Source organism: Arthrobacter sp. D2-10, assembly GCF_054161285.1.
The window spans coordinates 3292951-3305807 of the sequence record NZ_CP096431.1 but is presented as its reverse complement, the minus strand read 5'-3'; the positions used below and the strand labels follow the sequence as shown (position 1 = coordinate 3305807).

The 12857-nt window shown below is 62.3% G+C and carries 15 protein-coding genes; 10 read left to right on the top strand and 5 right to left on the bottom strand.

Features of this window, described 5'->3' with window-relative positions; translation table 11 throughout:
* Positions 1–218 precede the first annotated feature (218 nt).
* Genes M1D74_RS15470 through M1D74_RS15445 form a run of 6 tightly spaced genes read left to right on the top strand, consistent with a single transcriptional unit; the run spans position 219 to position 7294 of the window.
* Positions 219–1514, top strand: coding sequence for an ABC transporter substrate-binding protein (locus M1D74_RS15470; protein ID WP_309072393.1), 1296 nt, complete (start codon positions 219–221; stop codon positions 1512–1514).
* Between the two features lie 60 nt (positions 1515–1574).
* Complete coding sequence (locus tag M1D74_RS15465) at positions 1575–2705, top strand: carbohydrate ABC transporter permease (protein ID WP_458115881.1); 1131 nt, start codon at positions 1575–1577, stop codon at positions 2703–2705.
* Complete coding sequence (locus tag M1D74_RS15460; RefSeq protein ID WP_309072390.1) at positions 2702–3604, top strand: carbohydrate ABC transporter permease; 903 nt, start codon at positions 2702–2704, stop codon at positions 3602–3604. Before M1D74_RS15465 ends, M1D74_RS15460 begins: the two co-directional genes overlap by 4 nt.
* A complete protein-coding gene (locus tag M1D74_RS15455; RefSeq protein ID WP_309123832.1) occupies positions 3604–5091 on the top strand; it encodes a GH1 family beta-glucosidase in 1488 nt (495 codons plus the stop codon). Before M1D74_RS15460 ends, M1D74_RS15455 begins: the two co-directional genes overlap by 1 nt.
* 51 nt (positions 5092–5142) lie before the next feature.
* A complete protein-coding gene (locus M1D74_RS15450; protein WP_458115880.1) occupies positions 5143–6162 on the top strand; it encodes a LacI family DNA-binding transcriptional regulator in 1020 nt (339 codons plus the stop codon).
* 16 nt (positions 6163–6178) lie between these two features.
* Positions 6179–7294, top strand: coding sequence for a Gfo/Idh/MocA family protein (locus tag M1D74_RS15445; RefSeq protein ID WP_309070265.1), 1116 nt, complete (start codon positions 6179–6181; stop codon positions 7292–7294).
* A gap of 12 nt (positions 7295–7306) precedes the next feature.
* On the opposite strand, the gene M1D74_RS15440 is transcribed toward M1D74_RS15445, so the two are convergent.
* Complete coding sequence (locus tag M1D74_RS15440) at positions 7307–7852, bottom strand: GNAT family N-acetyltransferase (RefSeq protein ID WP_309070264.1); 546 nt, start codon at positions 7850–7852, stop codon at positions 7307–7309.
* A gap of 174 nt (positions 7853–8026) precedes the next feature.
* Here M1D74_RS15440 and M1D74_RS15435 point away from each other — a divergent pair, with 174 nt between their 5' ends.
* A complete protein-coding gene (locus M1D74_RS15435; protein ID WP_309070267.1) occupies positions 8027–8440 on the top strand; it encodes a CBS domain-containing protein in 414 nt (137 codons plus the stop codon).
* Between the two features lie 54 nt (positions 8441–8494).
* Complete coding sequence (locus tag M1D74_RS15430) at positions 8495–8710, top strand: hypothetical protein (RefSeq protein ID WP_309070263.1); 216 nt, start codon at positions 8495–8497, stop codon at positions 8708–8710.
* 46 nt (positions 8711–8756) lie between these two features.
* Here the strand turns inward: M1D74_RS15430 and M1D74_RS15425 are convergent, their stop codons facing one another.
* On the bottom strand, positions 8757–9320 hold the full coding sequence (locus M1D74_RS15425) for a dihydrofolate reductase family protein (protein ID WP_458115879.1): 564 nt from the start codon (positions 9318–9320) through the stop codon (positions 8757–8759).
* Between the two features lie 190 nt (positions 9321–9510).
* On the opposite strand from M1D74_RS15425, the gene M1D74_RS15420 reads away from it, so the two are divergent.
* A complete protein-coding gene (locus tag M1D74_RS15420) occupies positions 9511–9912 on the top strand; it encodes an ArsR/SmtB family transcription factor (protein WP_309070261.1) in 402 nt (133 codons plus the stop codon).
* On the opposite strand, the gene M1D74_RS15415 is transcribed toward M1D74_RS15420, so the two are convergent.
* The 3 genes from M1D74_RS15415 to M1D74_RS15405 all read right to left on the bottom strand — a co-directional run bounded on the left by M1D74_RS15415 (position 9899) and on the right by M1D74_RS15405 (position 11692).
* The gene (locus M1D74_RS15415) at positions 9899–10135 is read right to left on the bottom strand and encodes a YegP family protein (RefSeq protein ID WP_458115878.1); all 237 of its coding nucleotides are present in this window, start codon (positions 10133–10135) and stop codon (positions 9899–9901) included. The two genes, M1D74_RS15420 and M1D74_RS15415, sit on opposite strands and share 14 nt — an antisense overlap.
* 103 nt (positions 10136–10238) lie before the next feature.
* Complete coding sequence (locus M1D74_RS15410; protein WP_458115877.1) at positions 10239–11000, bottom strand: alpha/beta hydrolase; 762 nt, start codon at positions 10998–11000, stop codon at positions 10239–10241.
* A 29-nt stretch (positions 11001–11029) separates the two neighbouring features.
* Positions 11030–11692: an alpha/beta hydrolase family protein gene (locus tag M1D74_RS15405; RefSeq protein WP_458115876.1), complete on the bottom strand. Its 663-nt coding sequence runs from the start codon at positions 11690–11692 to the stop codon at positions 11030–11032.
* 49 nt (positions 11693–11741) lie between these two features.
* Here M1D74_RS15405 and M1D74_RS15400 point away from each other — a divergent pair, with 49 nt between their 5' ends.
* Positions 11742–12818: a winged helix DNA-binding domain-containing protein gene (locus M1D74_RS15400; protein ID WP_458115875.1), complete on the top strand. Its 1077-nt coding sequence runs from the start codon at positions 11742–11744 to the stop codon at positions 12816–12818.
* Positions 12819–12857 lie beyond the last annotated feature (39 nt).

The following is a 12857-nucleotide window of genomic DNA, read 5'->3' as shown; positions in this document are numbered from 1 at the left end:
CCCTGGAAAGATGATGGAGCGCTCTATTGACATGTGACGCAGATCATCTGTAGATTGATCGAACTGCTGATGGAGCGCTCTATCAACTCCCGCACCAAGCCGTCCCCGTTGGTCTGACAACGCCCCGAGCGAAGGTCAGTCGGTGCGAACTCCCATGTCCCCTTCCGCTCAAGCACGCACACAAAGGAGTGACCGTGATTCTTTCACGACGCACCAGAATGATCACCGCCCTCACCGGCACCGTAACCCTGGCACTCGTAGCCACCGGCTGCGGCAGTAACAGCGACGAACCGGCCAGCGCCGAGAACCCCGTCGAGCTCACCGTTACCACCTTCGGCAACTTCGGCTACGACGATCTGTACGCCGAGTACGAAGAAGCAAACCCGGGCGTGACCATTGAGGCGACGAACATCGACGGCAGTGCCAATGCCCGCACAGACGCGTTCACCAAACTCGCGGCCGGATCCGGTCTCAGTGACGTCGTGGCAGTTGAAGAGGGCTGGCTCGGCTCCATCATGGAGGTGTCGGACCAGTTCGTAGACCTCAACGAGCACGGTGCACAGGACATCAAAGCCAATTGGGTTGACTGGAAATTCGAGCAGGGCACCGACCCCGATGGCCGCGTGATCGGCTACGGCACCGACATCGGGCCGCAGGCACTGTGCTTCAACCAGGACCTCTTCGAGGAAGCAGGCTTCCCTACTGACCGCGAGGAAGTCGCCGAACTCTTCGGCGGCGACGACGCTACCTGGGAGACCTACTTCGACCTGGGCCGCCAGTATCACGAGGCGACAGGCAAAGCCTGGTACGACCAGTCGTCGTTCGTCTGGAACTCCATGGTGAACCAGATGGAAGAGGGCTACTACACCACCGATGGTGAGCTGAACGTCGAAGGCAACGAGGCGATGCGCGCCAAGTTCGATCTCCTCGCTGCCGGTACGGCGGATGGCCTGTCGGCCAACCAGAAGCAGTTCGACTGGGGGAAGGGCAAGGCCTTCGTCGATGGCTCGTTCGCGGTTCATGTCTGCCCCGCGTGGATGCTCGGCACCATCAAGGAACAACTTGAATCCGCTGGCGGAGGACCCGAGAGTGGCTGGGACGTAGCCGATGTCTTCCCGGGCGGTGCCTCGAATTGGGGCGGAGCGTTCCTTTCCGTCCCCGAAAGCTCCGAGCACCCTGCTGAAGCAGCCAAGCTCGCCGCTTGGCTGACGGCCCCTGAGCAGCAGGTCAAGCAGTCTGCCGCCGCGAACAACTTCCCGAGCACCCTCGAAGCCCAGCAGAAAATCGTTGAGGATGCGGTGCCGAACGAGCTCTTCAACGACGCTCCCTACGGTGCGATCTTCGCCTCGCGTGCCGAAGGCGTCGTCGCCCAGTTCAAGGGCCCGCACGATTCCGTGATCCAGGAGAGCGTCTTCGCGCCCGCGCTGAACATGCTCGATACCGGCACAGGAACCGCCGATGAAGCCTGGGATGAAGCGGTCAAGCTCCTCAACGACCTCGTGGTCAACAACTAGCAGCATCGGCTGTGGGGCCTCCGGCACAACCGGAGGCCCCCTGATGGATCTGGAATCGCCATGACCACGACACTGAATCGCCCCGCAGCGGGCAACCCAGCTGCCAGGAAAACTGCACCAACCTTCCGTCAGCGACTGAACATCCTCGACGTGAAAGCGTCACCCTATCTCTACATAGCCCCGTTCTTCGTCCTGTTCGGCCTCGTGGGGCTCTTCCCCCTTGGCTACACGTTCGTCGTCTCTCTTTTCGACTGGCACCTGTTGAAGGGGCAGGGCGAGTTCGTGGGCCTGCGAAACTTCGGCGAGGTACTCCAGGACAGGTTCTTCTGGAATTCCCTTTTCAATACCGTGAGCATCTTCCTGCTCTCCACCATTCCGCAGCTGGTCGTCGCAACCGCCATTGCTGCGGTTCTGGATCAGAACCTGCGTGCCAAGACCTTCTGGCGCATGAGCATTCTGCTCCCGTACATCGTCACCCCTGTCGCCGTGGCGCTGATCTTCACGAACATGTTCGGCGAACAGTACGGCCTCATCAACAACATCCTGGCAAGCTTCGGCGTCGACCGGGTCATGTGGTTGAACGAAACCCTGCCCAGTCACATCGCGATTGCCACCATGGTGAACTGGCGGTGGACCGGGTACAACGCCCTGATCCTGCTGGCGGCAATGCAGGCCGTGCCGCGGGACATCTATGAATCCGCCGCGATCGACGGCGCCGGGCCGTTCCGCCGCTTCTTCAACATCACACTTCCGAGCATCCGGCCCACCATGATTTTCGTGGTGATCACCGCCACCATCGGTGGCCTCCAGATCTTCACCGAACCGAAGCTCTACGACCCCAGGACAGCGGGTGGAACCGCACGACAGTTCCAGACCACCGTGCTCTACCTGTGGGAGATGGCGTTCCAACGTCAGAACTTCGGAAAGGCCGCAACCATAGCGTGGCTCCTGTTTCTCATCATCGTCCTCTTCGGCTTGGTGAACTGGCTGATCTCGCGACGCATCGCGACCACCGGTGACGGACGTTCGCGCCGTCCCCGGCCCGGGGGCTGGCGTGGGAAAAGCCCTGCGGCTCCCGCCGTCGTACTCCCCGCGATCGGGTCCCAGCCGCCCGCCCCTTCGAGGGAGCAGGAATCATCCGACGGGCAGACGGATACCGCAGGAAACCCGACCACGAGGAGAGGGCAATGACGGCCATCGACAACAGAGCACGGACCGCCGCCGGCGACCGGAGCGCGCGCCCGCCGGTTCTTCGGAGGAAGTTGTTCGGCAATGGACACCGTCCAGGTTTTCTGACCTATGGATTGTTGTTTGCCTTCTTCCTCGCCTCCGCCTATCCGCTCTGGTGGTCCGTCATCATCGGCAGCCGTTCCAACGAAGCGCTGGGGCAAACCTGGCCGCCGCTCTTTCCCGGAGGGAACTTCTGGACCAACGTCGGCGAAGTCTTCGACACCATCCCTTTTTGGCTGGCACTCGGGAACAGCGTCCTGATCTCCGGCATCATCACGGTCTCGGTCGTGGTCTTCTCAACACTGGCAGGCTACGCCTTCGCGAAGCTTCGCTTCAGGGGACGGGACGGCCTGATGGTCGCGGTAATCGCCACCATGGCGATCCCCACACAGCTGGGCATCATTCCGTTGTTCATGATGATGCGTACCCTCGGCTGGACGGGTGAGATCGGCGCCGTCGTGATCCCGACCCTCGTCACCGCGTTCGGCGTGTTCTTCATGCGTCAGTACCTGGTGGATGTCATCCCCGACGAACTCATCGAATCGGCCCGCATGGACGGCGCGTCCATGATTTCCACCTTCTGGCATGTAGCGGTTCCCGCCGCGCGGCCGGCAATGGCGATTCTGGGCTTGTTCACCTTCATGACAGCGTGGACCGACTTCCTCTGGCCACTGCTGGTGCTCGACGCCGGCAACCCAACACTCCAGACCGCGCTCAGCCAGCTCCAAGCAGGCAGGTACGTGGACTATTCGGTAGTCCTCGCGGGAGCCGTTATGGCAACGCTCCCCCTGCTGGTGCTGTTTGTGCTCGCCGGAAAACAACTCATCTCAGGAATTATGCAAGGAGCAGTGAAGGGCTAATGCCGCTTGACGAAACACACCATGAAACATCGGCGGGGAACCTGACAAGGACGTGGCCGAAAGGATTCCTCTGGGGTTCAGCCACGGCGGCCGCGCAGGTCGAAGGAGCCAGCCACGAGGGCGGCAAGGAGGACAGCATCTGGGACGCCTTTGCGCGCGTACCCGGGGCCATCGCCAACGGTGACACCCTCAAGCATGCGGTTCAGCACTATGACCGCATGCCGGAAGACGTCCGAATCATGAAGGAACTGGGCCTTGGCTCCTACCGCTTCTCCACGAGCTGGGCACGGGTCCGTCCGGGTGACCGTGGACCGAACGCCGAAGGACTCGACTTCTACTCCCGGCTGGTGGATGAACTCCTCGAAGCGGGGATACTTCCCTGGCTGACCCTGTACCACTGGGACCTGCCGCAAGCGCTGGAGGAAAAGGGTGGATGGGCCAACCGGGACACCGCCTACCGGTTCGTGGACTATGCCAACGACGTCTACTCGGCGCTAGGTGACCGCGTGCAGCACTGGACCACGTTCAACGAACCGTTCTGCTCCTCCTTGCTCGGTTATGCTGCCGGCGTTCATGCCCCGGGCAGGCAGGAGCCCCGCGCTGCAGTCGCCGCAATCCACCATCAGCATCTTGCACACGGGTTGGCGGTCAACGCACTCCGCTCGCGCGGGGCACAGCACCTGGGCATCACGCTGAACCTCAGCAACTCGATCCCCCGCGATCCCGCAGATCCGGTGGACCTGGATGCGGCCCGCAGATTCGACTCACTCCAGAACCGCATCTTCCTGGACCCCATCCTGCGCGGCGCTTACCCGCAAGACACGCTCACGGACCTCGACCAGTTCGGCATCCAGGAGGTCATCCAGTTCGGTGACCTCGAGATCATCGGAACGCCCCTTGATTTCCTCGGAGTCAACCACTACCACGACGATCTGATCAGCGGTCACCCGGATCACGAAGGTGGGGACGGCCACTCGGGTGGAGCTTCCCGCCAGACGTCGTCGTGCTGGATCGGATCGGAGGATATCGCGTTCCCCACCCGCGGACTGCCGCGCACAGCCATGAACTGGGAGGTGAATCCGGACGGTCTGCGGAAGCTGCTGGTCCGTCTGGGGGAGGAGTACCCCACCCTGCCGCCGCTGTACGTCACGGAGAACGGTGCAGCTTACGACGACGTCGTCAGCGCTGACGGTGATGTGCACGACGCCGAGCGCACCAGCTTTGTCCTCGATCACGTCGCCGCCGTTGGCGAAGCCATCGACGCCGGAGCGGACGTGCGCGGATATTTCGTGTGGTCCCTGCTCGATAACTTCGAGTGGTCCTGGGGCTACGGCAAACGGTTCGGGATAGTGCGAGTGGACTACAACTCTTTCGAGCGGACAATTAAAGACAGCGGCCATGCTTACCGGAAGCTGATCGACACTGCGAGGGCGAACGAGGAGGTGAAACCACTGAAAGGACAGGTCCTGGCGGCGTCCGGGACCTGAGCCGACCTAGAGTGGACCGATAAGTTTCAGCACCACGCACGGAGAGAAATTGTGAAGACAGACGCAAGCCGTACCCGGCCAGTGCCAACGCTTGAGATGGTTGCAGCGCTGGCCGGCGTCTCGCGGTCGACTGTGTCCAGGGTCGTCAACGATGCACCGAACGTGGACCCGGACATCGTGAAATCCGTGCAGAACGCGATTTCCACCCTCAACTACATTCCCAACCGTGCTGCGCGGTCTCTCGCGAGCAGGCGCACCAATTCAGTTGCCGTAGTTGTTCCCGAGTCGACGTCGAAGGTATTCGCCGATCCGTTTTTCGCCACCATCGTCGAAGGCATCGCACAGACGTTGGTGGAGACCAAGTACACGCTCACAATGATCGTTTCGTCTGAAGCTCGTCCTGAAAAGACCAGAAGCTACCTGCTGGGAGGGAACGTTGACGGTGCGCTGGTGGTCTCGCACCACAGTGGGGATCACTCCTGGACCAGAATCAGCGAATCCCTCCCAGTGGTCTTCGCCGGACGCCCCTTCAAGGCCGAACGCGAGAGCTACTTCGTTGAGGTCGACAACTTCGCTGCGGCATCCCGCGCCGCACAACATCTCATCGATGCGGGCCGAACGTCCATCGCGACAATCACCGGCCCACAGGACATGTATGCGGGCATCGACCGGTTGCGGGGCTGGGAAGCGGCGCTGCGCTCCGCCCGGCTCGATACCTCACTCGTTGAGGTCGGAGATTTCACGGAGGCTTCCGGGCAGGAGGCAATGCGCAGACTGCTTGACCGCGGCCAAAAAATCGACGGGCTTTTCGCTGCCAACGACCAGATGGCTGCGGGCGCCTACGCAGTGCTGGCTGAACGTAACATCAGCATCCCGGCGGATATAGCGGTTGTCGGCTTTGATGACGACTCGTTCGCTACATCCCTGACCCCTGCACTGACTACTATTCACCACCCCATCGTTGAGATGGGACACCGAATGGCTGAGAACCTTCTCTCGTTGATCGAGGGCGGTCCGGCCGAGCGAGCAACCCTGCTGCCTACCTCCCTGGTGGTCCGCGGTTCCGCCTGAGTTCTGAAGGAAGACTATGCGCCAACACCTGTTGCCCGTTCCGCCGTGCGCCGAACCCGGCGTCAACCCCCTGGCTGCTACCGGGGACAGGCTCCGCTGGGGCGTCGTTGCTCCGGGTCAGATAGCCCGCCGCGTCACAGCCGACCTCGCACTGCTTGAGGATTCCGTGTTGCAAGCAGTGAGTTCGCGCAGCGAAGCCAACGCAGCGGGATTCGCGAACGATTTCGGCTTCGAGTCCAGCTACCATGACGCCCAAGGTCTCACCGGGTACGAGCGGCTTTTCGCCGACCCGGACGTCGACGTCGTTTACATCGCGGCCCCTCATGCCCAGCACCGGGAGGTGGCAGAAGCGGCGCTGACTGCCGGCAAGCACGTTTTGTGCGAGAAGCCGTTGACTTTGAACGCTGCAGAGGCCCGCGTACTGGCAGAGGTTGCCCGCACCAACGGCGTCTTCCTGATGGAAGCGGTTTGGACGCGATTTCTCCCGAGCATCAACCGGGCGTGGGACATCATTGCCTCGGGGGAACTCGGAGAGATTCAGTGGGTTCAGGCGGACTTGGGTTTCGTTGCCGCCTATGACCGCCGGTCCCGTCTCTGGGATCCGTCCGCGGGCGGGGGAGCCCTGCTGGACCTGGCGGTCTATCCTCTCACCTGGGCTTTCGGCGCCCTGGGTTTCCCCGCCGAGGTGCTGGCCCAGGCGACTCTCACAGACGACGGCGTGGACATGCGAAATGCACTGACGCTTTCCTATGAAACCGGTGCGACCGCGCAGCTGATCACCTCGATTGTCGCGTCCTGTCCCGGAACCGCGACAGTAAGCGGAACCGCGGGATGGCTGACCGCCTCGACGCCTCAGTGCAACCCGTCCGAGCTCACCATTACAACGAACGACGGCGTTTCACGGGTCGAAGCCTTCGCTCAGATCGGAAGCAATTACGTGTACCAGCTTCGTGAGGTTACACGATGCATTCAGGAGGGAATGGTTGAGAGTCCCACCATGCCGTGGGCGGACTCGATTGCCACCATGGACCTGCTCGATTCTGTCCGGACCCAGGTGGGCATCCAGTACCCCAATGACCAACCGCTCCGTTCAACGGGACGGCGATCTGTGGGGTTGGCACCAACGAGGTAACGCGCGCTCTGTTCAGCAGGGCAGCGGGATGATCCCTTCCGGGCGCGGATCCGTAGCGAGCCTGGCATGCGTTTCGACGTCATAGCGCTCGACGCCGTAGCGGAGTTTGGCCCGCTCGATGCCTTCAGCCCGAAAGCCGGCCCGTGCTGCAACTCTGCAGGACGCGGGATTGTTGACGCGGTGGCCCAGTTCCAACCGGAACAGGCCCTCTGAAAATGCCCATTCCGATGCGGCGGCGAGGCCCCGGGTAATGAGGCCGCGGCCGCGGAACTCGGCGCTCAGCCAATAGGAAACCCAGGCGGTCCCGTGCTCGAACTCCATCGAGGTGATTCCAATGTCGCCCACCGCAGCACCCCCTACGGCGACGGCGAAATGGCGAGCGGATGCGCTCTCCAGTCCGAGCTGGTTCTCGATGTGTTGGCGGCACACTTCGAGGTTTGAGAGGTTCCGTTGTCCCAGTTGAATGCGGAGGTCGTCGCTTGCAGCTTCGGCGCGGCGAAGGGACTCGGCATCGTCGACGGTCCATCGTCGGAGAACTGCGTCCTCGGTGTTCTGCACGGTCAAGCACTCCTCACATCGGTGATTCTGGAGCCCGATCCCAGCGAGTGGGGCGGCCCGGCCGGCACCTCTTCACAACGATAGCAAGCTTGCTTATGATCGTAGGCACAGGTCCCACTCATCTTGCCGGACCTGTGCTGTCCACAAACCATTACGCAGGAGAAGGGACTGATGATGACAACCGCACGCGACATCATGACCGGCGGTGCAGAGTGCATCGGCGAGAACGAAACCCTGGAAGAAGCGGCCCGGAAGATGAAGGACCTGGATGTCGGGTCACTGCCCATCTGTGGGGAGGACAACCGGCTCAAGGGTGTCCTTACGGACCGGGACATCGTGGTCAAGTGCCTTGCCGGCGGGTCCGACCCGCGCGAGGTCAAAGCCGGCGAGCTCGCCGAGGGAAAGCCCGTGACGATCGGTGCGGATGACAGCATCGAGGAAGCCATCAAGACCATGGCCGACCACCAGGTCCGACGGCTACCCGTGATCGACGGACACGACCTCGTCGGCATGCTGAGCCAGGCCGATATTGCCCGGAACTACCCCGAGGACCGGGTAGGTGAACTCGTCGAGTTGATCTCCTACTGAACCATTCCTCCGAGGGGAAGCGGAGGAGCACTTGAGGGTCAAGGAGGATATGCAATGCCCACCGATGCCAAGGACATATTCACCGCCAATGACGCCGACCGGCTTGAACAGCAGCAGGAGGTCACTGACGAAACACCCGACGACGACGGCGACGGACTTCTGGGAGCAACGCCCCGGGAGGCAAACGAAGCCGACGTCGTTGAGCAGGCTCGTTCAGTGACGGGCGACGACGATTACCCCCGCGGACCGATTGACGAAGAGCCCGCCTGACAGTCCCATGCTTCCGTCCGCCCGCCGTGGGCGGGCGGACGCAGGATCACCTGCAGCCGACGTCGTACTGCAGTGCTACTGTGCCGTTCCCAAAGCGGCGGCTGGACTTCAGCCGGAGCTCCAGGGTGAGGTCCGGCGGGAAGATGCTGAGCCCTCCGCCGATGATCACGGGATTCAACATCAGATAGAACTCGTCAACGAGGTCCGCACGGAAGGCAGACGCGGCGAGCGTCGGTCCGGCAATACCGATGTCGGACGAGGAGGATTGTTTCAGGTCCTCCACCGCGGCGGGATCGAACGTCCGTTCAATCCGGGTCCTGGACGTCGAAGCTGACTCGAGGCTTGTGGAGTAGACAATCTTGTCCGCAGCCTGCCAGATGTTCGCGAATTCGACGGACTGCGGCGTGTCGGCCACGGACCCAGGATCAGATCCCCACACCGTCATCAACTCGTAGATTCGTCGCCCGTAGAGGTAGGTGCCGACCGATCGTTCCTGCTCGTTCAGGTATTCGAGGACCTCTTCGTCGGGCTCGGCCCAATCGAAGTTGCCGGAACTGTCCGCGACGTAACCGTCGAGCGAACCGATCATGGAGTAGATTAGCCGCGCCATACGGGACATTCGACACTACCCGCGGGCGAAAGGAAAGGCTCGGCAGAAATAAAGCGTGCGAACCTACCGGCGGGTAACTATTGACGATATGATGAAGTGCTCAAACGCCCCGGCAACCGCCGACGGGCTTCGTAGGGATTGTTCTCGACATCTGTCCAGCCGGTTCCTTGCACGCGAAGGACTCTGATCCTTGGAAACTTTTCCGGGAGCGCACAGACCGCTGTATGAAGTGAAAGCCAACCTGTTCAAAGGTATGGCGCATCCGGTGCGCGTGCGCGTTCTCGAGATCCTTTCGGCTGCACCCGACGTATCGGTAACTGACCTCATCCTGGATATGAACGTTGAGGCCTCGCGTCTTTCACAGCACCTTTCCGTCTTGAAAACACATCACCTCGTTGTGTCGGAGCGCCGTGGCAGCCAGGTGTTCTACAGTCTCGCCTACCCACGGGTCGCCGAACTTCTCGCCACTGCGAAGATGCTGCTGGGAGAGGTTCTGGAGTCGACCCAGCAGCAGTTGCTCGCCAGCGAATGGACTGCCCCCCAGGAGCCTGCGGCCGATACTCGGGGGCCGTCAACAATTACGAGGCAGTAGCGCGCCGCTTCACATGGCGCACGAGCGGCCGTCGGGTAGCGGGCTCCGAATGATCGCGGATGTGCCCCATCGCAGCATTCTCGCGTACCGCGGTGATGGCCGTCACAGCCTCCCGCTTCCGGTTGTAGCCTGAGGACGTTACCAGCACGCACCCATCCTCGTCGATGAGTCGAAAGCGGTATAGCGCGTCATCGTCCCTGAAGATTTCAAAGTTCCCTGCCAAATTTCCTCCCCCGAGGTGCCGGCGCCACGTCGCGCCTGAGGACTTTATGTTTTCATCAAACCGGAACGAAGGGAAGGTGTGTGACGCGCTTTACAAGGAAAACCTAGGAAATGGGGAGACCTGGGTGAGCCCAGCCGTGCCGGTTCAACCACTTGCCGCACAGGGCGGTCCACTCATCCGGGCCGGCTTCGCCCTCTCCCAGGCCGAGCCCATGGGCGCCATGCGGGAAGACATGCACCTCCACCGGCACATTGTTCCGCACGAGTGCACGGGCATAGGCGAAGGTGTTCTCCACGGGAACGGGCTCGTCGTCGGCGGTGTGCCAGAGAAATGCCGGCGGCGTTGTGCTGGTGACGTTCAGTTCCGCCGACATTCGTTGGAGGAGGTCCGACGACGGCGACCCGCCCAGTAGATTGTCGATGCTTCCCTGATGGACTGCATCGATGAACGACACCACCGGGTAGCAGAGGACCGAAAGGTCAGGAATTGCTCCGGTGACGTCCAGATGTGGATCCCCGCAGGGGGTGTCTGTAGAGAGGGTTGCCGCGAGATGCCCACCTGCAGAGAACCCCAGGACTCCGACACGGTTAGCGTCGACGGCTATCCCGTGCTCCCCGCCGCGGATCCACAGCATCGCCTCCTTCGCGTCGGACAACGGTGCCGGGTGCTGATGAGGTGCAACCCGGTACCGGAGCACGAAAGCGTGCACGCCAAGCCCGGCGAGCCATTCAGCGACGGGTTCTCCTTCGTGGGCTGAGGTTTGCCCGTATCCGCCTCCCGGCAGAACAAGTATGGCCGGTCGGGGAGTTTCCTCGCCGTTCCGGGCGGGAATGAACGTCAGGTTCGAAGGGACTGAAATTGGCATAGTTTCACCGTACCCACTCAAGCTGACGGTCAGGCATTACGCGCAATGAACGACACCAGTGCCGGCGCGAGTGACGCGCCGATCTCCTGAGGGCTCCGCCTGGTGCCTTTGACCGCAAAGGAGTGGTCGGCGTCGGGCACTGATTGCAGGGTTGCCCTTCCCTCGAGTTTCGAGATCACGGCGTCCAAAAGGTCCTTCCGGGCGAAGGAGTCATTGCTGCCCTGAAGGAACAGCATGGGAGCTCCGACGCTGTACAGATGCTCATCGCGAATGTTCTCCGGTTTCCCCGGCGGGTGAAGGGGATATCCGAGGAATGCGAGGCCTGCTGCCTCCATACCCTCGGACACGGCCATGGATGCCATGCGCCCGCCGAAGGACTTCCCGCAGGCCCACACCGGTTCGCCGTCGGAGCGCTCTTCGGCGCTGGCCATCACTTCGCGCCAGGCGGCGATCGCTTTCGGAGGCCGGTCCGGGAACCGCTTGCCCTGATCCATGTAGGGGAAGTTGAAGCGCATCGTGGCCAGTCCCGCAGCGTTCAGGGCATCACTGAAGCCGATCAGGAAGGGGTGATCCATGCCGGCGCCGGCCCCGTGTGCGATCGCGACGGTCGCGGTGGCCCCGTCCGGCCGGAAGTACGCGCAGGTGAAATCAGCGCCGTCAACCTGTAGCGTGAAGCGCTCTGAGGAAGCCATCTGCCCATCATGCCGTAGGTTCGGCTTCTGTTCGACGCATACTTGAGCCATGGCAGCGCCGATAACCCGGGACCACCTGATGCAGCTCCGGCTGGCCAGTCACTTTTCCGCCACAAACGACGACGGTTCCGCACCGGGCGCTGTGGATGTGGTCAGCAGACTGCTCGCTGTGCAGGCACAGGAGTTCGGGCAGGCGCTGTGGGCAGTCGGTTTGCGCGTGCCCGGATCCAGTCGGGAGGACATCCTTGCCGTTCTTGACAGCGCCGAGGTAGTGCGTTCTTATCCGATCCGAGGAACCCTGCACTTCGTGCGTCCAGCCGACCTTCGCTGGATGTTGAGCCTGACCGGTGAGCGGATGCTGAGGTCGGCGACGAGGCGCCTGGGTGAGCTGGAGTTGGACCAGCGGACCCTTGAGGGCGCCGGAGACGTAGCGCGTGAGGCGCTCGCAGGGGGCCTCGAACTTCCGCGCGATGAGTTCCTTGAAACCCTGGACCGGGCCGGTATCTCCCCGGCCGGTCAACGCGGATATCACATCATTTGGTACCTCGCGCATACCCAGGTCGTCTGTTGGGGACCTCCCGCCGGAAGCCAGCAAGCCCTGGTGCTCCTCGACGAATGGGCGCCGTCCGAGGGCCTGAAACCGGATCGGGACGAGGCGCTTCGACGGTTTGTCCTCGGCTACTTCACAGGCCATGGTCCTGCAACGCTGCACGACTTCGTCTGGTGGTCCAAGCTCACCGTCGCTGACGCCAAGCAGGGGCTGGCGCTCGCCCGCAGCGAGTTGACGGAGTACGTCTACGACGGCGCGACCTACTGGGCCGCCGCCGAACTGGTGCCGGAATCAAGCCCCCAGCGGGGGCTCCTGCTGCCTGGCTATGACGAATACATTCTCGGTTATCAGGACAGGGCTTTGACGCTTCCCCGCGAATACGCAGCGCGCGTCATGCTGGCCAAGAACGGGGTCTTCAAGCCCACCCTTGTTCTGGAGGGGGAGGCTGTTGGCACGTGGCGTCGAAGCCCCGGCAACTCGACCGCTGATATCTCGCCCTTCCTGGAGAGCGACATCAGTGACCCCCATGTGTTTGACGTCGCCATTGCGGCCTACGAGCGCTTCCTCACCTCCTGATACGGTGCCACCGTGCGAAAGCGGTAAGCCCATGGCCGA

Coding starts and splice junctions, on each gene's coding strand:
- M1D74_RS15435 (WP_309070267.1), top strand. CDS start 8,027: ATGACAACCGCACGCGACATCATGACCGGCGGTGCAGAGTGCATCGGC.
- M1D74_RS15470 (WP_309072393.1), top strand. CDS start 219: ATGATCACCGCCCTCACCGGCACCGTAACCCTGGCACTCGTAGCCACC.
- M1D74_RS15460 (WP_309072390.1), top strand. CDS start 2,702: ATGACGGCCATCGACAACAGAGCACGGACCGCCGCCGGCGACCGGAGC.
- M1D74_RS15405 (WP_458115876.1), bottom strand. CDS start 11,692: ATGGCTTCCTCAGAGCGCTTCACGCTACAGGTTGACGGCGCTGATTTC.
- M1D74_RS15455 (WP_309123832.1), top strand. CDS start 3,604: ATGCCGCTTGACGAAACACACCATGAAACATCGGCGGGGAACCTGACA.
- M1D74_RS15410 (WP_458115877.1), bottom strand. CDS start 11,000: ATGCCAATTTCAGTCCCTTCGAACCTGACGTTCATTCCCGCCCGGAAC.
- M1D74_RS15400 (WP_458115875.1), top strand. CDS start 11,742: ATGGCAGCGCCGATAACCCGGGACCACCTGATGCAGCTCCGGCTGGCC.
- M1D74_RS15430 (WP_309070263.1), top strand. CDS start 8,495: ATGCCCACCGATGCCAAGGACATATTCACCGCCAATGACGCCGACCGG.
- M1D74_RS15425 (WP_458115879.1), bottom strand. CDS start 9,320: ATGGCGCGGCTAATCTACTCCATGATCGGTTCGCTCGACGGTTACGTC.
- M1D74_RS15465 (WP_458115881.1), top strand. CDS start 1,575: ATGACCACGACACTGAATCGCCCCGCAGCGGGCAACCCAGCTGCCAGG.
- M1D74_RS15445 (WP_309070265.1), top strand. CDS start 6,179: ATGCGCCAACACCTGTTGCCCGTTCCGCCGTGCGCCGAACCCGGCGTC.